Genomic DNA, 21,479 nt, shown 5'->3' with positions numbered 1-21,479 from the left:
ATGAAAATAGCATATATCATCCCATTATTATTTCTAAGCACTCTTATTTATGCTCAGGAAAGTAAAAAAACGACTGCTGTAGAAGAAGATCAGGCACTGGTTGTAAAACAGGCAAAAGAACAACAGGCAGTCCAAATTCAGGCTGATAAGGAAAGAGCTGAAAAAAATCCGGTAAGTACCGGGTTGGCATCTGATCGAGGCCTGGAAGTTAAAAAACAGGAATCCAAGCCCAAAGCAGCTGCAGACAATTCAGGAAAGCTTCTTCCTAATACAGCAAGTCTTGAAGATATTAAAAAAACGATCCCAAACAGACAAGCATATCACAATAGTATAAATTCCAGGAACACAAAAACGACAGTTACCGGGCTGCCTAACACAGCAACTCTGGAAGAAATAAAAAAAACAATCCCCAAAAACTAATGACTCTCAAAAACTGATAACCTCAAAAAGCTGATAACCTCAAAAAGCTGATAACCAAACTAGATTTTTCAAACAAAGAAGTCCGCTATTATGCGGACTTTTGTTTCGTATAGGGAGAAATGGTATGATTAATCCCAATCAGCAGCTACAAATTTCATAGTATTTCCATGATCATCTGTTAGAGTAAGAAAATGCCCTTCAATAGAATAATGAGTCATCGTTTCTATTTTCTTCTGAAAAGAGTTTTCAAGATTCATATCCTGACAGGCTTTCATTGTACTTATTCCTTTTGAAAATTTCACTTTACCTTCTTTTTTAAATTCAGAAGCAAAAGACATCCGGTTACATCCCATATAAACACTTGCCTGAATTTTACCCTTTACCCTATTGGCTGTCAGATTCATTTCGGCTTTATTGGCTATTAATTGATCTTTTGAAAAGCCATCAAAAGAAATGAGCATCCATTGCCTTTGAAGAAAAGGATCTTTGGTGGGCACTGAGGAACAATTTAAAACGAGTCCTAACAGTAAAACTGCAAAAAGTGGTAATAGTATCTTTTTCATGCAGATTATCATCCCATTTTCATACCATTCCGGGACAGAATCTCGTAAAAATTAGTAAATTAGCGACACAAAAATTATTTTATAAAATGAAAAGACTATTTCTACTATTCACTTTCTTACTGGGCTTTGCTCAGATGAGGGCGGATGAGGGGATGTGGCTGCTAATGCTCATCAAAAGACTTAACGGTGTTGATATGCAAAAAGAGGGTCTGCATCTTACGCCTGAAGAAATTTATTCTGTGAACAATTCAAGCTTAAAAGATGCTATCGTAAGTTTCGGTGGTTTCTGTACTGGTGAGATCGTTTCGGATAAAGGACTTATATTTACCAACCACCACTGTGGTTATGGCGCTGTTGCTGCGGCTTCTACACCAGAAAAAGATTATTTGAAGAACGGTTTCTGGGCAATGAAACAGAAAGACGAATTCAATGCAAAGGATCTTTATGTAAGATTTTTAGTGAGAATGGATGATGCTACGCAAAGAATCAATTCTAAACTAAACAACAATATGACCGGAGCAGAGAGAAAAGCTGTGATTGATGCTGAAACTAAAGCAATCCAGACTGAAAATTCTGAAAACGGAAAATATACGGTAGTAGTAAGAGATTTCTTCAACGGAAATGAATTCTACTATTTCGTATACCAGGATTATAAAGATATCAGATTGGTAGGTGCTCCCCCTTCATCATTAGGAAAATTCGGAGGAGATACAGACAACTGGGAATGGCCAAGACACACTGCAGATTTTACAGTTTTCAGAGTATATGCTGATGCTGCAGGAAACCCTGCTGAATATTCTCCAAGCAACACGCCTTTGAAGCCTAAGCACTTCCTTCCGGTTTCTCTTAAAGGAATTAAGCCTGGTGACTTCTCAATGATCTTAGGATATCCTGGAAGAACAAACCGTTACCTGACTTCTTACGGAATTCAGCAGATGGTAACTAAAGATTACCCGGCATGGGTTGAAGCTTCTAAACTCGCCATGGATGTTATGAAAAAGTATATGGACAAGGATAAGGCAACTCAGCTTAACTATGCTTCTCAATATGCTTCTGTAGCTAACTACTGGAAAAACAGACAGGGGACTATTGATGCAGTAGAGAAAAACGGAACCATAGCCGATAAGCAAAAAACAGAAGACATCTTCAGACAATGGTCTATGAAGTCTGGAAATGAGGCTTACGATGGTATCCTGGAAGATATTGCGATTTATTACAAGCAGGTTTCTGAGAGAAATGTTGAGAGAAACTATGCTACTCAATTCTCAAGAAATGCAAAATATATATCTCTTGCTCTACAAGTAGGATCTGTTCTTAAGGCGTATGCCGCTCAGGACATGCAAGGAAGATTAGCGATGAAAGCTAAAACTGAAGCTGCCATTAAAGCTGCTTATGAAAACTTCAATCCATCTTTAGAAGGAGAAATGCTTTCTTCTATGGTAAACCTATATCAGATGAGAGTTACTAACAAAGAAATTGCTTCTGCTACTATTTTAGGATTAGATGCTAAAACAATTTCTAACTTGGCTTATTCTTCTATCTTCGCTAACAAAACTTCTGCAACGAACTTCTTATTACACCCGGATGCATTGAAACTTGATGCTGATCCACTTTGGAAAGCTGCTAACGGAATTGTTGCTGATCAAAAAATGAGCACTGAAAGATATGCCAACGTAGATGATAATTTTGCTAAAAAGAACCGTATGTTCTTAGCTGGTTTAATGAAAGCTATGCCTGAGAAGAAATTCTACCCGGATGCTAACTCTACAATGAGATTAACTTACGGTACTGTAGATAAATTACCTATCAGAAATGACAGAAACTACTTCGGTATTACGGATAACTACTATACAGATATGACTGGTCTTGTTGGAAAATACAAGAAAGGTGATGAAGAATTTGATCTTCCTCAAAGAGTAATTGATCTTTACAACCTTAAAGATTTCGGTCAGTATGCTGATGCTGCAGGTTATATGCCTGTAAATTTCCTTTCTAACAACGATATTACAGGGGGTAACTCCGGTTCTCCGGTAATTGACGGAGACGGTAACCTTATCGGTATTGCTTTTGACGGGAACAGCGAAGCATTAAGTGGTGATATCGTATTCGAACCTGAATGGCAGAAAACCATCAACGTAGACGTTCGTTTTGTTCTTTGGACAATCGATAAGTTTGCGGGGGCAAGAAGATTAGTTGACGAGCTGAAGCTTGTAAGAGATGCCAATACTCCGGCGGATACAAAAACTAAAAATTCAGGTACTACAACAATGCCTAAGAAAATTAAAAAATAATCATCTTATCTGATATATTTTTGAAACCGTGAAATTTACTTTCACGGTTTTTTTATTTTTGATTATTAAAATATTGATCATGAATCCTGAACGTATCGAATTTACAGCCATTATTCAGCAGAACGGAGCCATGAATGCTGCGTTTGTAGAATTTCCATTCTCTACAGAGGAATTGTTTCACAAAAAAGGACAGGTAAAGATAAAAGCTGTGTTTGATGATAAAGTTGAATACCGCGGAAGTCTTGCCAAAATGAAATCAGACTGTCATATTTTAGGTTTGACTCAGGAGATCAGAAAGAAACTTGGTAAAACCTTCGGAGATGAGGTTTCCGTCTCCCTTATTGAAGATAAGGAGGAAAAAGTGGTTGAAATTGCAGATGATATTGCCCTTGTTTTTAAAGAAAATCCGGGAGCAAAAGCTTTATTTGATGCAATGAGCTACACCCACAGAAAGGAATACATCCGCTGGATTGAAGAAGCCAGGAAACCTGAAACCAGAGAAAACAGAAAAATAAAAATGATCCAGATGATTCTGGATGGGAAAAAGGGAATATAGACCGCTTTAATTTTCCCTCTCAAAAACGATACATTTAAAAAAAAATTGAATTACGAAAATATTTTTTGTCAGGATCTCAAAAAGTAGCCGACTATAGTTGCAGATATCATTTATAACTATAAAAATTTACTTTTATGAACAAGTTTATTTTCAGAACATCAGTTTTAGCAGCAGCTACTCTAGCTGCATTTTCTCTAACTTCATGCAGTGATTCTAATAACGACATGATGATGGACATGGGTTTTCAAAGATCCATTACTTTTGAAAACATTGTAACTCCCAAAGATTTTGTAGAAAGCGGAAGTTTTCAGGGAGTAGGAACGCCTCCTATTATTTTGCCCGGTCAATCTGTTTCTGTTAAATTCAGTGCAGGAAAAGCACAGGCTTTAATGTTTGCTACGATGTACGGAGCTTCAAAAGACTGGTTTTTTGCGTCCCAACAGCCGGGTATCAAATTGTTTGACGCTAATGGAAATGCTATTACCGGAGATGTTTCTTCAAGTGTACGACTATGGGATAACGGAAGCAAAGATGACACCACAGGACAGGTTGAAAGCAAACCTATTATGCAGGTTCCTAATGTCAATGCTTCACAACTTATGAAGCTTAATCTTGCTTACAATGATGTAACTTCAGAATTTACCCTGACCATTACCAATACCTCCGGCGGAACAGCCAACGAAACTCCTTTTTCTCCCGGTGTATGGGCTGTTTCCAACTACAATGGATCTCAGCTGCTGAACAGTGCTCCATTTTTTACACCTAATGCTTTATCCAATCCTGAAATCACAGATATTGCTCAAATGGGAAATATCAGTAAAATGATGACAAAACTGAATGCCAACACAGGAATTAATACGGGACTTTCTCCTGCCTTGGTGGTTGTTTATCGTGGTGATAAAAATCCAATTTATGAATTAGGCAAATTAGACAGCGGAATGGGACTGAAAGATATTGCACAGTTTGGAAATGTAGCCAAGCTTCAAAACAGTTTAAAATCTTTACCTAATGTAAAAGGAGTATATGTTGCAGGAAATGCTCCTGTAACTCCGGGAAGTAAGGTAACCACAAACTTTAATGCTGAGCCTGGCGATAAAATTGCTTACACAACCATGTTTGGTTTTTCCAATGACTGGTTCTATGCCAACGAACAAAGCATTGATGCCAATAGTAAGGGTGACCTCAGCCTAAAAACTTCATTATTTGATTCGGGGACAGGTATTGACCAATATCCGGGTGCGGGAAATCATCAGGCATTGTTTGGCGGAACCCCACAAAGTGAAAATAAGGTTATTTCCAAAGTAGGAACCCCATATCCTGTTCCTGCTGTACAGAATGTGATTAAAGTAACCATCAACTAATCTTCAGATAAGAAAAGGTCAGACAATACTGTTTGACCTTTTTTATTATGCTGTTCGGATAATAAAAATACATCCGTTTTTATTATTGTTTCAGTGCTCCTTCCAGATACTGTTTCCCTCCTCCATTGGTAACGGTTATAGAGCCTTCATAATGGCTTACCTGCACTCCCAGGTCATTATTTATTTCTTTAAAATACCCAGCATTTTCTCTGCTATAAAGCGCATCTCCCTGCCAGAGAAATTGTGCAGACTGCCCTGTTTTGTTTTGAAATGTAAGAACTCCCAATGGATTTACCAATCCCCTGGATTTAATATCCACCACTGCACTTTCATTAGCAGCGAAATCTTTTGACAATACAATAACGTTATTCATCTATCCTGTTTGGTTTTCAGTTAATTAAAAAATGGGATAAGATTTTTTCATTACCCTGATCCAAATATTCTGGTCCACTGCGACAAAACCTGACGTATTTGCTGAATAAAAATTAAAAGCCCAAGCAGGATCTGTCTGGGCTTTTTCAATTATCAAATTCTATTCAACCGGAATTCCAAGATATTGTAAATAGGAATCCAATATTTTTTTATCAAATACAGGTTCGTGAATGCCTGACCCTTCCAGATACTGAATAACATTGGAGCAATCCCATACATAAGTATTCTGGTAAAGTTCTACTGTGGATAATCCTTCATGCATATTATCACTGAAAAGACTCGTTAATGGATACAAACGGTTTTTGCTGTCATCTTCCCATTGTTTTCTCCATTCTTTATAAGGAAGGTCTTTAAGTGTGAAAGGATAATATTTTTTCATGAGTCCGAAGAAATCTTCCAAAGTAAGATTGGTTTCCGGACGGGCAATCAGGTTGAATTTCTTCCCTATTGCCTCTTTATTTTTGGTGATATGAGCCATCGCTTTGGTCATATAATCTACCGTAATAAGTCCTTCTCTAAGCTCAGTGAGCGCGGGATACGATTTGAGCTCTATACAATTTTTCACCAATCCGGACCACCATTGATAAGAGGCACTTGCCCCTGTTTCGCTGTGGCACATGGCATACCCAAGACGGTACGTAATTAATGGTAGCCCTTCTTTTGCCGCTAAATCAGCAATGGCTTCCATCACCCATTTACTTCTTACATAACCAATATCTTTACTTACGGACATCAGATTCTGTTCAATATCATCAGATTCAAACATTACTGTTTTTCCTGTGAATAGGTGTCCCCAGCTATATACGGAAATGGTTGACAGCAAGGCGAGGCATTTTGTTCTTTCCGCTCCTGCCAGTTTTATAATTTCCCTTAGCCCTTCTACATTCGGTGCTTTCATATAAGAGTAGGGTTCGATGAAGTTGACTGAGCTTCCGGAGTGATAAATCAAATCGGTTTGTTTTGCCAGTTTTGTAAATGTTTCTTCTGAAAGTCCTAAAGACGGTAAAGCCAGATCTCCGATAACAGGAATAATTCTAGATTTCTGTTCTACATGTTGAGGAATATGATATTGTTTAAAACATCTGTCAATTTTTTCCATTGCATAAAACTCATCCTGAGCTCTTACAAGACAGTAAATATCAGCATTTGTAGTATCAAGAAGCTCCTGTAACATGTGAATTCCTACAAAACCTGTGACACCAGTTAAAAATATTGTTGTTGGATTTTCCACCTGTTGAGGATCAAATCCACCTGCAAAAACAGTTCCCGCAGCAAGATAAACATCTTTCTGAAGCTCAACATATGGTTCTACATCTTCCATGGGGATTGCTTCCCTTGTCTCTCCTAATCTTTTAATAAGAACTTCTGAAAGTTGCTGTAATATAGGATACTGATATATATCCCGCAGATACACTTTTACATCCAGCTTTCTCTGCAAAGCAACCGCTACCGTTGCAACCAACAGAGAGTTTCCTCCAATATCAAAGAAATTATCTGTGATATTGATGACAGGACGTTCCAATGCAGACGACCAGACATCTGCAATAATCCTTTCGGTTTCGTTGGTTGGGGGCTCAAATGAAATCAATTCTTTTGCTTCTTTATCGGCAAGATCTTTTAAGACCTGCGTATCTGTTTTTCCATTTGCTGTTAACGGAATTTTATCTATAAAAATAATTTGTGCAGGAATCATATAGCCCGGAAGTTCTTTTTTCAATGCATTTCGGACAGACGAAATATCTGCTACTGCTCCAGGAGCTAATACAATAAAAGCAATAAGATATTTGGTACTTCCTTCCGTTTCTTTACCAAGAACCATAGCTTCTTTAATATTTTCCTGCTGGATCAGTGAACGTTCTATCTCTCCCAGTTCCACTCTGAAGCCACGAATTTTCACCTGATTATCAATTCTTCCTAAGAATTCAATATCACCATCCGCGTTCCATTTGGCAAGGTCTCCAGTTCGATACAGCTTTTCTTTTTCATTGAATGGACTGGTAATAAATTTAGCTTCCGTAAGTTCTTTATTATTAAGATATCCTTTTGCTAAAAGATTTCCTCCAATACAGAGTTCTCCTACAGCTCCTACGGGCAGCAATTCCTTATTTTCTCCCAAGATATATGCTTTTGCATTGGCAATGGGTCTGCCTATAGATGAAACATATTTTCCATTAATATCTTTCACTTTTTTATAAGTAGCGTATACGGTACATTCTGTGGGACCATAATAATCCACCAGCTCATAGCTTAATTCTGAAGTAAGTACCGGCTTTAGCTTCTCACCTGCTGTAAAGAGATATTTGAGCTTCAGATCATTATAATTGCGGGTAATATCCACTACAGAAGGAGCCAGAACAGTAGGCACAAAGCCATGGGTAATACTATTTTTTCTGTAGTAATCTACCAATGCCTGAGCTTCTGTTCTATCCTCATTATCTGCAATAAAAACCGTTGCACCTGAAGTAAGAGCCGACCACATTTCCCACACAGAAATGTCAAATGCCAATCCCGCCACAAGAGTTAATTTTGAGCTATGATCCACATGAAAATGATGATTATGCCATGTTACCAGATGCTGTATAGCCTGATGGCTTACCATTACACCTTTGGGTTTCCCCGTCGAGCCAGAAGTATAAATTGTGTATGCAAGGGCATTTTGGTGGATATTAATTCCTGGATATTCTGATGATAAATGATTAAGATTCTCCATATTGCTCATATCAAATACTTTTACCTTTTCGGTTTCTGATAAAAGTTCTCCAAGAATTTGATTGGTAATGATAAGATCAGCAGTGGTGTCAGAAAGAATATATTCTACTCTTTTGACAGGATAAGCAGGGTCTATCGGAACATAGGCCGCACCTGTTTTGATAACTCCAAGTACAGCAATGATCCATTCTAAAGAGCGGTCCAGCCAGATGGGAACATATTTTCCTTCTTTAATACCATGGCTCAGTAATAAATTGGCTACCTGATTGCTTCTCTGATCCAACTCTCCATACGTAATCTTCCGATTCTGATAAACCGCAGCAGTCTTATCAGGATGAAGGATTGCCTGTTTCCGGAAAAGAGATTCCAGGGTTTCTTCATGATGATAATCCCAACCGGTTTTATTAAATCCGTTGAGCAATTTTTCTCTGTCTTCAGAAGACAGTAATACTGCTGAACCTATCGATAAGGTTCCTGATGAGGGAATTGTGTTTGACATAATAATTTGATTTGGATTAAAAATTTGTAATTGGCAGCTTAATGCTTCGATAAGTTCATTTTAAACTCCTTGAAATGAGAAAAAAAGGACGTAAAGCATAACCACAGCTTATTTTACTCAATGTGTTTTCATAATAGTTTTAAAAACCGAATGATACAGAGTTTCACTCGACCCTGTCAGTGAGCAGACCGGTAAACAGTGTTCAAACGATGTTTATTGCAGTCGAAAAGAAGAAAGAATACATTGCAGATATTCTTCAGGAATTAGAGACAAGACTCTATTCAGAATTTAAAGATTTAATTTTCATAATGTAATATTTTTAAAAATTTGGTAATCAAACTTATCATAATATTTCAAACTATGCGTTACATAATTACGATCATCTACCACATCCCGAAATAGATATTGTGGAAGAGATGAAAATAAAAAAACTGGATTACAATACATTACGCAACCTAGAGTAAAACTTTTCTATATCTATATTTAACAGGATCAATGTATGGGAATATTCTCTACATTTGTAAAACAAAATAAAATACACTTCATTCTAGTATGGATCAAAAACTGAAGAGAGACCATGGATTTATACACATTCCATGCAATGAACTGGATATTTTTATACTTTCTGACGGATATTTTGGTATTGGATATCACCAGCCTATCTTAGCACCAGGCATCCCTCAAAATCTTGTAAAAGATGAACTTCGTAATCTTTATCTATCTGAATCTTATTATGAAGCACCTATTAATGTTATGCTTATTAAAAAAGGTGACCGCAACATTTTAGTGGACACAGGAGAAGGGTTTTATGATGAAGAAAACGCGGGGAAATTAGTATACAGCCTTACTGCAGCAGGGTTTACACCAGAGTCTGTTACTGATATTCTGATTACACACGCTCACCGGGATCATATCGGAGGAATTCTTTCTAAAAACGGGGATTTCGTATTTCCGAATGCCCGTTATTATATTTCCAGTCAGGAATTTGAATTCTGGACAAGTGATGAACCGGATTTTCAGAAAAGTAAAAACCCGGAAGGAGGAAAGCCAAGCATACCTTTGGTTAGAAAAGTTCTTTCTGCCATAAACAGCCGGCTTACAAAGTTTGAAATGGGTGATCAATTATTCTCATGCATTCAAACAGAAGCTGCTCCCGGACATACTCCGGGTCATATTATTTATACAGTGAATGATGGGGATTTATCAATAACCAATGTGGTAGATCTTTTTCACTCTCCCCTCCTTATTGCAAAACCGCATTGGGGAACACAATGGGATATTGACTTTGCAACAGGTGTTGAAGCCCGCAAGAAAGTTCTTGAAAACTGCTATCAAAACAGAACACTTATCTGCTCTGCCCATCTTCCATGGCCGGGAATAGGATATATTAATAAAGTGAATGATCAGTTTCAATGGATTCCCAAAGTATATAACGACCCTTTTTCGATCAATCTTAAAATTGACCAGAAGGCAGGTACAGTATAAATTTTTCTAAGAAAAAGAGGTCGGATTGTTTATCCATTCCAGAATTCACGATCCAGACTCCTGTATTGTATGGCTTCGGAAATATGATGAGACAGAATCTTTTCAGATTCTTCAAGGTCGGCTATTGTTCTGGCAACTTTAAGAATTCTGTCATAAGCTCTTGCCGAAAGATTAAGTTTTTCCATAGCTAATTTGATGAGACCGAAAGACGTTTCATCCAGTTCACAATAGGCCTCAATTTCCTTAGGTCCTATTTGAGCATTACTGCTGATATTGAGGTTTTGATATCTTTTATTCTGAATATCTCTTGCTTTCAAAACCCGCTGTCTGATATCTTTGCTCTTCTCTCCTTTTCTTTTCTCGGAAAGCTGCTCAAATTCTACCTTTTGAACTTCAATATGAATGTCTATTCTATCTAAAAGCGGCCCGGAAAGTTTACTCATGTACCGCTGCATTTCGTAAACAGATGAAGTATTATTAGGATCATCGGGAAAGAATCCGCTTGGACTGGGGTTCATAGAAGCTACCAGCATAAAACTTGCCGGATAGTTTACAGTAAATCTGGCTCTTGAAATCGTTACTTCACGATCTTCCAAAGGCTGTCTCATGACTTCCAGCACTGTTCTCTTAAATTCGGGCATTTCGTCCAGAAACAAAACTCCGTTATGAGCAAGAGAGATTTCTCCTGGTTGTGGATAACTTCCCCCTCCTACCAGAGCAACATCTGAAATAGTATGATGTGGAGATCTGAAGGGACGAACAGTCATCAATGATGTTTCTGTTCCTATTTTCCCGGCTACAGAGTGAATTTTTGTTGTTTCCAAAGCTTCTTTCAATGTCAATGGAGGCAAAATACTGGGAACCCTTTTGGCCAGCATTGTCTTTCCGCTTCCGGGCGGTCCGATCAGAATAATATTGTGTCCGCCTGCTGCTGCCACTTCCATCGCCCTTTTGGCGGTTTCCTGACCTTTAACTTCTGAGAAATCGAAAGGGAAATCATTGATTTTTTCATGAAATTCTTTTCTGGTATCCAATGTAACTTTTTCGAGCGCTTTTCCTTCATTAAAAAAATCAATAACCTCTCTGATATTTTCAACTCCGTATACTTCAAGATCGTTGACAATGGCTGCTTCTCTGGCATTTTGTTTGGGAAGGATGATTCCTTTAAAGCCTTCTTCTCTGGCTTGAATTGCAATGGGTAAAACGCCTTTGATAGGTTGTAAACTTCCGTCCAGTGACAGCTCTCCCATAATAATATAATCTTTAACGTTCTCTGCCAGTATTTGATCGGAAGCAGTTAAAATACCAATAGCAATGCTGAGATCGTAAGCAGAGCCCTCTTTTCTAAGATCTGCAGGAGCCATATTAATGGTAATTTTCTTTCCTGGAATTTTAAATCCGACATTTTTCAGGGCTGCAGAAATTCTATAGCTGCTTTCCTTAATAGCGTTATCAGGAAGCCCAACGAGATGGTATCCTATTCCTCCGGTATCTACATTCACTTCAATAGTAATGGTCTGTGCAGCCACTCCATGAATGGCACTTCCATAAATTTTGATCAGCATGATGTGTTTTTGAAGTAAAAATAAACAATATAGTATTTTGAAAATCTGAATGTTACATTAATGATTTTCTATAAGAATAAGGATATCTAAAAAGATTTCAACAAAAGGGCATTGAGAGAGGTTCTTCAAAAACTATTAAGATTTCATGTGGCTCAGATAGCTTCCCCTTACATACAACAGAAATTAATCATTCTTTTTTCAAGAGTTATAAAAGTTCTTTATATGAAAAGCTTAATATTTTTGGTTTTACGAAAGGAAAATTCCACTTAAAAATTATCATAGAAAGAGAAAAGGGAATAAAATCCGCTAAAGTATTCCAGCACAGTGGATTTTTTGTTTAACAAGTATGTTAATGTAATATATCCGGATCAATTATCAAGGTTATAGATAAAGAAATACATAAAGAATTCCTTCATCCTGAACAAATTTTACTCAAAAATGAATATTTACAATGAAGAAACAATACTAAAATTTGGTATTGAAAAAGACTATGAAACTATATACTAAATTTTATCTGCATGAAGAAGCCATGTGGAGAGCAAAACATGTCACTAAGGCATATTCTTCCTATAGATCCAAAAGAAAGAAGAGCTGTCTCCTACATTTGACTTTGCAAACATAAGAGACAGCCAGCCTCCTCTTGTATCAGAATAATGTGAGTATATTCTTCTTAATTATCATTTAGTAAGCTAAAGAAATTCCTGCTCCCCATCCCATATCACTGTCATAGTGGGCACGAATACTTACATTTTTATTAAGAATATACTTCAATTCGGTCATGTATTCTTTGTCGGTATTGACCATGAAGCCTCCTCTCAAACGTTTTGATATTGGAATATCTTCTCTCATCAGCTGTAAACGAATGATACCGTCATGATATACTTCTGCCTGAAAGTTGATCAGCATCGGAAGGGTATACACGAAACCTAAACTGATTGCTCTTCGGGTATCTTTTTCGTTCTTTTGCCCGAAGATATTTTTCTCCTGTTCATCTATTCCCATTTTTCTATAGCGGAAGTCAAATCCTACAAACGGCATAAACCACTGCATCTTCCCGATGTATCTTCCCAAATGCGTTTCCACCTCATATCCGTGCATATCATTATATCCTAAACGCCATTCTGCAGAGAGGTTCCATCTTGCGGTCTGAAGCATTGCATCCCCGTCATTTCCATTGGTTGCAAAGTCATTCTGAATCATAAAATGAGGCATATTGCTTTCTCTCTGAAGCATGTTATAGGCTTCTTTTTTGTCTGGTAAATAAGGGTTTTTATAATCATCTACTGCAAAAACCCTGTTCATTCCTGCCATCATATGATAAAGGATATGGCAGTGGAAGAACCAGTCGCCTTCTTCATTAGCCTGAAATTCAATTGTATCGGTTTCCATTGGCATCACATCCAGTACATTTTTCAGGGGAGACTTTTCTCCTTTGCCATTAATTACCCTGAAATCAAAACCATGTAAATGCATCGGATGCCTCATCATGGAATTATTATAAATGGTAATTCTTAATATTTCTCCTTTTTTTACAGGGATTTTATCGGTTTCAGATAAGATTTTATTATCCATGCTCCACACATAGCGGTTCATATTTCCGGTGAGGGTAAATTTTAATTCCTTTACCGGAGCATCTTTAGGAAGTTCTGTGTTATAAGGAGATTGCAACATGGCATAATTCAGGGTTTTAATATGTCCTAGAGCATTGGCATTATATCTGTTACTATCCATATTCATTTCCTGATCTGCATTCATATTGTGTTGGCTGTGATCCTGTTTCTGCTTTCCATCACCTGTAATCTCAGGGTACATCACCACATTCATATCCATTTGGTTAAGGCTCATTTTCATTCCCATATCATTAAGATCTCCGTTCATTTTCATCATGTCATTCATCATTTTCATTCCTTCAAAGTATTTAAGTTTGGGAAGAGGAGAAATAAGCTGTTTGATGCCATTACCTACAAAGTAACTTGCAGATTGGGTTCTGTCTTCTGTGGTAGCTAAAAATTCATAGGAAACGCCATCCTGAGGAATGGTTACTACGATATCATAGGTTTCAGAAACAGCAATAATCAGTCTGTCTACTTCTATCGGTTCCACATCATTACCATCATTGGCCACAACGGTAATTTTACCTCCTGCATAACGTAACCAGAAATAGGAAGAGGCTCCTCCGTTTGAGATCCTTAAACGTACTTTATCTCCTGCTTTTAGCTTTTGCCCATCAACGGTTGTTAAATCAGTACTGTTATTTCCATTGATTAATACTTTATCATAATATACATCACTTACATCCATGGCCAGCACGCGTTTCCACTCATTGGTCAGTTTTGTTTTAAAGTGACCTTCTTTAATGGCTTCCACGTAAGACTGTGTGGCATTTTTTTTAATGGCCGCCCAGTCGTTGGCATTGTGAAGCATTCTGTTGATATTATCAGGATTCAGGTTCGTCCATTCACTTAGGATAATAGGAACTGTCGGCAGGTCATCAATTCCTTTTCTGAAAGTTTTGTCATCCTCTCTTTTTTTCATGACGAAGCTTCCATACATTCCAATCTGTTCCTGAAGTCCGGAATGGGAATGATACCAGTGTGTTCCGTGTTGAATAATCGGGAAACGATAGGTATAGGTAGCTCCAGGCTTTATAGGTTTTTGCGTCAGCCATGGTACACCGTCTTCTTTATTGGGTAAAAATACGCCATGCCAATGCAGTGATGTACTCTCTTTCAGCTGATTGTGGACTACAATTTCTGCGGTATCTCCTTCTGTAAAGGTAAGAGTAGGCATTGGTATCTGTCCGTTAACAGCGATGGCTCTTTTTTCTTTCCCGGCGTAGCTGACCAGGGTATCTTTTACATATAGCTCATATCGTACTACTTTCTGTGCCAAAACACCTTGCCAGCAGAAGAAAATCAAAACTGCCTGAAGTAATCTTATGGCGATATTCTGAGGTATATTCATTGTATTATTTTTATTCATAAACTTTGCTCTGCTCTTTTAACCATTCGGTCATTGTTTTAATTTCGTCATCACTCAGTTTTGCTTTTCTGTGCATCAGAGTGTAAGACGACAATGGCATTTGCCTGTTTACAATCTGTTCTTTTATTGAATTCAGCAATCTTTCCTGTTTTCGGTTGGAATAGGTTTCCCATTCATTGAAATTCAGATCATTTTTCGCCTCTTTAATGTGGCTTTCTACAAGTGATCTTACAGGCTGTATGTAATCGTACCACACATAATCGGTATTGTTACTGTGACAGTCATAACAGGAATTCCGAAACAGAGTTTGTACTTCAGCCGGCATTTTATATACTCTTATAAAATCTTTTGTAGCAGCCTTGCCTTTATCTATATTAAAGGCGGGCTGATACATTTGTATTGCAATAAAAAGAAACAGAACAAATACCAAAATTCTTTTCAGTATTTGTTTCATTCTCAGAACTCTTTTTTCACAGAACCACAGTTTAACATCTGATTTCCATAGTAAGGATTTTTGATGTCTTTGGTTTCACTGATCCATACTGCTCCTTTACCGTCATTATACATTGGACAATGATCCTGATACAGTTTTTGTGAACTGCCAAATAAGGCGATAAGATTCGAAACATCTTTACTTAAAGAAGCCAGATGCTCACGCTGATGATCAATTTTCCCTGCATTATCACCAATATGTTCTGCATTTTCCTTTACGTTGTCTGCTATTTCTTGATACTCTTTTTGTTTACTGGAAGGAATACTTTTCACATCCACATTCTTGAGGGTCGACAGTAATTTTTTTCCTGCATTGGCTGCTCCCTTGTCATTGTCTGCAACAAGTGCATTTTTAAGGGCTAAATAATCTTTAACAATAGGTTCAATGCTAAAGTTTTGGGGGTTAGTCTCTGTTTTAACCGTTTCAGTTTTCTGATCAGGAGCAATTACTGGTTCAGCAGAAACAGCTGAATCACGTGATGGTGATCTCTTTGTCTCAGATATAGATGTACTGTCCTGTATTTTTACCTCACTGTTTTTATTTGGAGACTGTTTGCAGGAGATTGCGGCTGTTAATATGATGATTGATACTATTATATGTTTCATTGTATTAATATTTACTTATTAAAGTTTTTTATTATTGATGGTTGATGGTTTCCTGAACACTCCCGCAGGTAAGCATTTTAGAACCGTAAAATGGATTTTTGATGGATTCTTCTTTGCTAAGCCAATTCGCTCCTTTTCCATTATTAAACATTGGGCAATGCTGGTAATACACTGTTTCGCTATGTTTTGAAACTTTGGTAAGGGCATAGATGTTTTCAGACAGAAGCGCAAAAGTACCTCTCTGCTTTTCGATGTCTTTAGTAGTTGCTATCTTTTCTGCCTGTGCTGTCAGTTCTTTTAAAACTTTCATCCAAACAGTATGTTCTTCATTGGAAAGCTTACCCATTTCAACATTTCGAATCGCTTTTACCAAAGAGGCGGCCCTTGCCGATGAAGTCCCTGCATCAGTATTTACCAGTGCATCTTTTAAAGAAAAATAATTGTCAAAAACTGCTTTAAGCTGAAATTCGTTTTTATTTTCAGAGTTGTTAGCCTGGGTCATTTTGCTGTGATCATGATTAGCGTGTTCGTTATTCATATTCATTCCCTGATCTTTATTCATGTTGGCAGGTTTTAATTCTCTTTTGTACTGGCAGCAGCCCGGCAGCTTACTGTAAACATCGTCCGGAGCTAAGAACTTTTCACTGTCATAACCCGCTAAAGCAATACGCTTAAGTATTTCTTCCTGATTTGTTTTTTGGGCATCATAATTCAGGGTAGCCATTTTTGTATCTTCATTCCACTCTACGGATGAGATATTCTTTAGATTCCCGGCTTTTTCGATATTGGCTTTACACATTTCACAGTTGCCATATATTTTTACTGTCTCTGTCTTTGCATTTTTGATCTGTGCAAAGCTTATAGTATATGATAGTAATACAATGATTACCATCAATATTTTTGATAATGATTTCATTTTTTGATTTTTAAAATTGATAATTGGAATACGACCGTGTGTCCGAAAACAAAAGTTTGCCTTCGACAAGACCTATTTCTGGCTGTACAGACAGATAATTATCCTATTTTGGGAGGTTGCCAGATAGAAGAAAGCCCTGAAGAATAATAGGTTTGACTGAAACTAAATTTAAGTTTCGTTTCTTCAATGAAATGATTTTTGATTTTCAGACCGTCCATAACAGGAAGTCCTGTTAATGAGATGACAGTTCCGCATCGGCAGGAATTGTGTTTACATTTGCCATTGCAATCATTATGGTCTTTATCTTTTTTACAAAAACCAGTTTTACAGCAGAATTTATCTGATAAACTACTAGTTTGACACTTATAACCTAAAGTTTGATCCTTTTTTATATCTTTTTTTGTGCACGCAAAGCTTAAGTTCGGTACTAAGAAAAGCACCAGACACAGGATAAGGATGCGGCCGATATGTTTGTTATAAGTTTTCAACCAAACAAAGTTACAATATTTATCATTTATATCTTTTTTTATGAAATTATTTTTGTGAATTTTTCTGTGGGTTGATGTTATTTACAAAAAAATCAATGTATTTCTGAATAGAAAATTTTTCAGACAAAGCTCGTAGCAAAGGAATTTATCTCTTCATAGAATAAAAAAACCGGTACAAAAAAATTTGTACCGACTCAACCATTATTAAAAACTAACGAAAAAGATTATTGGTCTGAATACTGGAAAAAATTAGTGTGAGTCAGGAAGCCGGATGCCGGAAAGAGAAAGCTCCTTTGGGGGTAATTATGACCGTCATTAGATTAACAAGGATGAAAATGTATCTATGAGCGTAAAGTATTAAAATAAATCACTTTAGTTCTTCTTCAATACAAGGAACATCCCCCTCTGACATCCATTCTTCCTTCCCACAATCAATTTTTAACCTCTTCAGATTGTATAATCCCATTATTTTTTTATCAATCTATTTTTATATTCTGTTCCATCTGTGCTTTTAGACACAATGATATAATTTCCTGGTACCAGACTGCTTACATCAATCGCCTGGTTATATCTGTGATCTACTTTCTTCAGGACAAGTTTTCCGGACATATCAATGATGATAACTTCCTTATATACTTTATCCGATTCTTTCCCGATATAAAGGTGCTGCGCGGTAGGATTAGGATAAATTCTCAGATTATTATCTTTAATTTTTATCTCTCCAGTTCCCAGATTGCTGCAGAATTCCCAATCTCCGAAAGTCACCTCAACAAATGCAAACGGGTCTAACATCTCACATTGATCCGGACAATATTCCGTACAGGCATAAAATCCGTATTTCCCTGAGTTGGTTGCAACGTAGGTGTCTCCTACTACACCTGCAATAATACAAGGATCTCCTGCTACCGGCGGATTGCTCCCTGGCACACATTTGAACCAGGTATGTTTGCCATATACTAAAGGAAATATATTGTCAAACTGTACAGAAGCTCCGTTGCAGACCTTCACGGTTCCCATATTTTCTTCGTAGGTGCCCGGTGTATAAGTAGTCATCATTGCCGGCAGACCATATACAAAACCATCTGCAAATGCCGTAGGACTCTCTGCTGTACAGTCGCCCTCAGAAACCACTACTTTAAAATAATTCAACTGATCGTTACCACTAATGGTTAGCTGCTGAGATGTTGCTCCCGGAATAGCTACCCATGGATTGTTATTAGGTGTCTGCCAGGTCCATTCCTGTTTGTACCACTGATACGTTGTGTACGTCTGTGTAGTGGAAAGAATTTCATCTTCCGTACTACAGAATAAAATCGTTCCCGGATACTTTTGCCCAAGTCTCGCGCTGGTAATTGTGGGTGTACATTGTGCTTTAATATTCAGAATACTAAATAGTACAACCGCTAAAAAAATTAGTTTTGTTTTCATATATATAGATTATTAAATTTGGTGTTGTAAAAATGGTCTGCCTTAATCCAGCAGTACTCGTATTCCGAATTTCATATTAAATTGAAAAGGCTTTTCCTTATAAATGGTATTAGGAGCACTTTCTTCTTTAAAATGGTACCCTATTCCCGGCTCTGCATAAATTCCGACTTTATCAATAAGTTTCAACTGAAGCCCTACTGCTGTATTGACAGAAAACTGCAAAGGTTTAGGCTCCACACGTTCTTTTGAGGAATCCTTAATTTGATCATCGACAACATAAGTTGTTGTAATACTGCCCGCTATTGGTTTTTCTACCAACGCTCCAGCTGTAATATATCCTGTAAATTTTCCTTTTTGAATGACATTATAATTAACCTGAACAGGAATTCCTATATAATGAACTGTCTGATCTCCTTTAATATAATTATTGTCACTTCCGGAATGCAGCTCAGAAGAAAGCTTGGTATAATTCAGTCCTGTTCCTATTCCCCATCTTTTCCCCAAATTATAGTAAACAGAAAGCCCGAATGTCACCGGTACTTTATGTCTGATTCTCGCTTCTACCGGCTGACTTTGATTGGCCAGTAATATGGCCGTCAGAGGATCATCATGATATTCGGCTGTAGCCCATACCTGATCTATATTCATCGCTTTTCCAGTGATTGAAGCATAGCCCGGAAACTGCTGTTCTGCAGAATTGGAACCCATATTTCCTGTAAGCATACCTAACATCCATGATTTTTTATCTCTGGATCTCGCGGCTTTAAGCTGTGTATTTTCAGCATAGACTTCTTTTACTTTTTCCTGATTAAAAAGAACCTCATCAGAAGCCTGTTCTTTTACAGTTTCTTTCACTGTATCATCAATAACTGATGTTTTCTGAGCGATCTTACTTTCCTGCTGAAAAAACTCAGATGCTGTCGGAAGCTTGAAGACATCCTGGATCTTCTGATGGCTTCCAGCCTGATTTTCTGCTCCATTATCAGCATATCTTGGTGTCAATGTTTTCTCCGAAGCACCGGTGTTCAATATATTTTCAGATAAAAAAACATCTGTTTTTGATTTTACTTTACTGCCTGAAAGATTCTCAGTTTCTATAGTTTTTATATAATTTTTCTCCTTTTCTCCTTTCATATCTGCCGGTTTCTGAGACAGCGTTTTTCCGGTATCATTCTGGGGCAGTATTCTGGTCAGCAAAAACAATAATGCAATGGCCGCTGCAATCCCTCCTACGCGATAAAATATGGATCTGTTTCCTGTATTTGTTCTCTTTTCTTTGTTTGCTTCACCTTCATGAACCTCAGGAATAAATCCGGGAATACTGTTATTTTCTTCTCCGGAAAATAATTCATCTTTAATGTCATTCCACAATCCTTCCGGAACGTCCTCTTCATGGTCATCCATTCTGCTTCGCAGATTATTTAGCCATTCGTTATTCATATTGTGCTTTTTTTGACATTTTAAATTCTTTTATTTTCTGAGTAAGCAGTCCTTTTGCCCTGTGAAACTGTGATGCAGAAGAATTCTCTGCAATCCCCAGCAGCCCGGCAATCTCTTTATGGCTTTTTTTCTCAAATACAAACAAGTTAAAAACAGTTCTGTACCCTTCAGGAAGAGCTCTGATCATCATCATAATATCATCACGGGGAATTTCTTCAAAATCCGGTTCTTCTTCATTAGGAATATCTGGAAGATCATCTACTTCTATGGCAGATTTAAAGTCTCCTTTCTGCTTAATATGCTTCAAGGATTCATTGACTGTGATACGGGTCATCCAGGCTTTTAAAGAACCATTTCCTCTGTACTCAAAAGATTCTATCGAACGGAACATTTTAATAAAACTGTTTTGGAGGACATCATGAACATCTTCTTTTTCTGCCAGATAACGAGAACATACATAGGACAGATTTCTGGAATAAGCTCCAAAAAGCTCTTTCCAGGCAGCTTCCTCCTTTTTCAGAAGGTGCTTTACCAAAATCTGTTCTTTACTTTCTTCCATATAATGCTGCTGCCTCCGTATCCGCCGGGATATTATAAAACTGTCAAGCAAAAATAGATTGCATCTTTTTAATAAGGCGCAATCCATTGATGATACTATCTATTAATTAATTTTTTATACAGAATGGAAAATTATAATCAATCACCTCATAAGGAGTAACCACTGTACCATCTACTGTAATTTTTTCTGCTGTAAGAGCATATCTAAGCGTTTGGTCTAACCCTACATAATATCCTTTCTGCTTAGAAACGAATTCTACCACTGTCTTTTTATTCACTCCGTCTACAGGAATCTGAAGTTCCATTGTTTTAGGGGTCAAAGTAAGCTCTATCACATTATTCGCGGTATTGATTACTGCAGCATATTTAACATCATATTTCACTTTTCCCAGTGTTTTTATGGCATTTTCTGCTTTCACAGGATCTTTCACCACAGTCTTTACAATTTCACTTATCGGAAATTCTGCAAATGAGATCGTATCTTTCTTTACTTTGAAATCTTTTACGCCTTCTCTTTTGATATTTCCCTGTACAATAATCAGTTTTCCTTTATAGTTACCTGGTAAGTTTTCTATTTTTACAGGCGGAATATCCGGTCCTTCATTATCATTACATGAGTATAGGGTAAATCCTACCAAAACCATTAAAACTGTTATAAAAAATCGGGGTACTGTCAATTTTTTCATTG

General features: G+C 37.2%; 17 protein-coding genes. 5 read left to right on the top strand and 12 right to left on the bottom strand.

The genetic code is table 11. The features are described 5' to 3' along the window. Entirely contained in the window at nt 1-420 is a 420-nt protein-coding gene (locus A1704_RS10230) for a hypothetical protein (protein ID WP_062673047.1), read from the top strand. 128 nt (nt 421-548) lie between these two features. Here A1704_RS10230 and A1704_RS10225 read toward each other — a convergent pair whose 3' ends face one another. Further along, nucleotides 549-983 (bottom strand): META domain-containing protein, encoded by a 435-nt coding sequence (locus A1704_RS10225; RefSeq protein WP_065119611.1) that lies wholly within the window; start codon nt 981-983, stop codon nt 549-551. 86 nt (nt 984-1,069) lie between these two features. Between A1704_RS10225 and A1704_RS10220 the strand changes: the two genes are divergently transcribed. From A1704_RS10220 to A1704_RS10210, 3 genes are all read left to right on the top strand, one after another. Further along, complete coding sequence (locus A1704_RS10220) at nt 1,070-3,274, top strand: S46 family peptidase (RefSeq protein ID WP_062673043.1); 2,205 nt, start codon at nt 1,070-1,072, stop codon at nt 3,272-3,274. Nucleotides 3,275-3,353: 79 nt separating this feature from the next. Next, nucleotides 3,354-3,830 (top strand): YdeI/OmpD-associated family protein, encoded by a 477-nt coding sequence (locus tag A1704_RS10215; RefSeq protein WP_062673041.1) that lies wholly within the window; start codon nt 3,354-3,356, stop codon nt 3,828-3,830. Between the two features lie 134 nt (nt 3,831-3,964). Further along, nucleotides 3,965-5,191, top strand: coding sequence for a spondin domain-containing protein (locus tag A1704_RS10210; protein WP_062673039.1), 1,227 nt, complete (start codon nt 3,965-3,967; stop codon nt 5,189-5,191). An 82-nt stretch (nt 5,192-5,273) separates the two neighbouring features. Here the strand turns inward: A1704_RS10210 and A1704_RS10205 are convergent, their stop codons facing one another. Both A1704_RS10205 and A1704_RS10200 read right to left on the bottom strand, forming a co-directional pair. Further along, entirely contained in the window at nt 5,274-5,564 is a 291-nt protein-coding gene (locus A1704_RS10205; RefSeq protein WP_062673037.1) for a hypothetical protein, read from the bottom strand. 159 nt (nt 5,565-5,723) lie between these two features. Then, nucleotides 5,724-8,831 (bottom strand): non-ribosomal peptide synthetase family protein, encoded by a 3,108-nt coding sequence (locus A1704_RS10200; protein ID WP_082798755.1) that lies wholly within the window; start codon nt 8,829-8,831, stop codon nt 5,724-5,726. A 552-nt stretch (nt 8,832-9,383) separates the two neighbouring features. Here A1704_RS10200 and A1704_RS10195 point away from each other — a divergent pair. Then, nucleotides 9,384-10,316, top strand: a complete 933-nt coding sequence (locus tag A1704_RS10195) for an MBL fold metallo-hydrolase (protein ID WP_062673035.1) — start codon at nt 9,384-9,386, stop codon at nt 10,314-10,316. Between the two features lie 29 nt (nt 10,317-10,345). On the opposite strand, the gene A1704_RS10190 is transcribed toward A1704_RS10195, so the two are convergent. The 9 genes from A1704_RS10190 to A1704_RS10150 form a co-directional block, all read right to left on the bottom strand. Then, on the bottom strand, nt 10,346-11,881 hold the full coding sequence (locus tag A1704_RS10190; RefSeq protein ID WP_062673033.1) for a YifB family Mg chelatase-like AAA ATPase: 1,536 nt from the start codon (nt 11,879-11,881) through the stop codon (nt 10,346-10,348). A 681-nt stretch (nt 11,882-12,562) separates the two neighbouring features. Beyond that, on the bottom strand, nt 12,563-14,845 hold the full coding sequence (locus A1704_RS10185) for a multicopper oxidase family protein (protein WP_062673765.1): 2,283 nt from the start codon (nt 14,843-14,845) through the stop codon (nt 12,563-12,565). Between the two features lie 10 nt (nt 14,846-14,855). Then, nucleotides 14,856-15,317 carry a heme-binding domain-containing protein gene (locus A1704_RS10180; protein WP_062673031.1) on the bottom strand — a complete coding sequence of 154 codons (462 nt, stop codon included), beginning with the start codon at nt 15,315-15,317 and terminating at the stop codon, nt 14,856-14,858. 2 nt (nt 15,318-15,319) lie between these two features. After that, nucleotides 15,320-15,961, bottom strand: a complete 642-nt coding sequence (locus A1704_RS10175; RefSeq protein WP_062673029.1) for a DUF3347 domain-containing protein — start codon at nt 15,959-15,961, stop codon at nt 15,320-15,322. A gap of 31 nt (nt 15,962-15,992) precedes the next feature. Then, nucleotides 15,993-16,877 carry a DUF3347 domain-containing protein gene (locus A1704_RS10170; RefSeq protein ID WP_062673027.1) on the bottom strand — a complete coding sequence of 295 codons (885 nt, stop codon included), beginning with the start codon at nt 16,875-16,877 and terminating at the stop codon, nt 15,993-15,995. Between the two features lie 953 nt (nt 16,878-17,830). Then, nucleotides 17,831-18,793, bottom strand: a complete 963-nt coding sequence (locus A1704_RS10165; RefSeq protein ID WP_062673025.1) for a T9SS type A sorting domain-containing protein — start codon at nt 18,791-18,793, stop codon at nt 17,831-17,833. A gap of 42 nt (nt 18,794-18,835) precedes the next feature. Beyond that, complete coding sequence (locus tag A1704_RS10160; protein ID WP_062673022.1) at nt 18,836-20,233, bottom strand: outer membrane beta-barrel protein; 1,398 nt, start codon at nt 20,231-20,233, stop codon at nt 18,836-18,838. Next, the gene (locus A1704_RS10155; RefSeq protein ID WP_062673020.1) at nt 20,226-20,792 is read right to left on the bottom strand and encodes an RNA polymerase sigma factor; all 567 of its coding nucleotides are present in this window, start codon (nt 20,790-20,792) and stop codon (nt 20,226-20,228) included. The genes A1704_RS10160 and A1704_RS10155 overlap by 8 nt, the downstream gene beginning before the upstream one ends. Nucleotides 20,793-20,898: 106 nt before the next feature. Then, nucleotides 20,899-21,477: a DUF4840 domain-containing protein gene (locus A1704_RS10150; protein WP_062673018.1), complete on the bottom strand. Its 579-nt coding sequence runs from the start codon at nt 21,475-21,477 to the stop codon at nt 20,899-20,901. Nucleotides 21,478-21,479: the final 2 nt, after the last annotated feature.

Source organism: Chryseobacterium cucumeris, from assembly GCF_001593385.1.
Lineage (GTDB): Bacteria > Bacteroidota > Bacteroidia > Flavobacteriales > Weeksellaceae > Chryseobacterium > Chryseobacterium cucumeris.
The sequence above is the reverse complement of the archived record's forward strand: the minus strand, read 5'-3'. Positions and strand labels throughout refer to the sequence as shown.

Bases quoted from the DNA above. Each gene is read 5' to 3' on its own strand.
- A1704_RS10205 (WP_062673037.1), bottom strand. From the start codon at position 5,564: ATGAATAACGTTATTGTATTGTCAAAAGATTTCGCTGCTAATGAAAGT.
- A1704_RS10190 (WP_062673033.1), bottom strand. From the start codon at position 11,881: ATGCTGATCAAAATTTATGGAAGTGCCATTCATGGAGTGGCTGCACAG.
- A1704_RS10210 (WP_062673039.1), top strand. From the start codon at position 3,965: ATGAACAAGTTTATTTTCAGAACATCAGTTTTAGCAGCAGCTACTCTA.
- A1704_RS10230 (WP_062673047.1), top strand. From the start codon at position 1: ATGAAAATAGCATATATCATCCCATTATTATTTCTAAGCACTCTTATT.
- A1704_RS10150 (WP_062673018.1), bottom strand. From the start codon at position 21,477: ATGAAAAAATTGACAGTACCCCGATTTTTTATAACAGTTTTAATGGTT.
- A1704_RS10220 (WP_062673043.1), top strand. From the start codon at position 1,070: ATGAAAAGACTATTTCTACTATTCACTTTCTTACTGGGCTTTGCTCAG.
- A1704_RS10215 (WP_062673041.1), top strand. From the start codon at position 3,354: ATGAATCCTGAACGTATCGAATTTACAGCCATTATTCAGCAGAACGGA.
- A1704_RS10165 (WP_062673025.1), bottom strand. From the start codon at position 18,793: ATGAAAACAAAACTAATTTTTTTAGCGGTTGTACTATTTAGTATTCTG.
- A1704_RS10155 (WP_062673020.1), bottom strand. From the start codon at position 20,792: ATGGAAGAAAGTAAAGAACAGATTTTGGTAAAGCACCTTCTGAAAAAG.
- A1704_RS10180 (WP_062673031.1), bottom strand. From the start codon at position 15,317: ATGAAACAAATACTGAAAAGAATTTTGGTATTTGTTCTGTTTCTTTTT.
- A1704_RS10175 (WP_062673029.1), bottom strand. From the start codon at position 15,961: ATGAAACATATAATAGTATCAATCATCATATTAACAGCCGCAATCTCC.
- A1704_RS10200 (WP_082798755.1), bottom strand. From the start codon at position 8,831: ATGTCAAACACAATTCCCTCATCAGGAACCTTATCGATAGGTTCAGCA.
- A1704_RS10170 (WP_062673027.1), bottom strand. From the start codon at position 16,877: ATGAAATCATTATCAAAAATATTGATGGTAATCATTGTATTACTATCA.
- A1704_RS10185 (WP_062673765.1), bottom strand. From the start codon at position 14,845: ATGAATATACCTCAGAATATCGCCATAAGATTACTTCAGGCAGTTTTG.
- A1704_RS10225 (WP_065119611.1), bottom strand. From the start codon at position 983: ATGAAAAAGATACTATTACCACTTTTTGCAGTTTTACTGTTAGGACTC.
- A1704_RS10160 (WP_062673022.1), bottom strand. From the start codon at position 20,233: ATGAATAACGAATGGCTAAATAATCTGCGAAGCAGAATGGATGACCAT.
- A1704_RS10195 (WP_062673035.1), top strand. From the start codon at position 9,384: ATGGATCAAAAACTGAAGAGAGACCATGGATTTATACACATTCCATGC.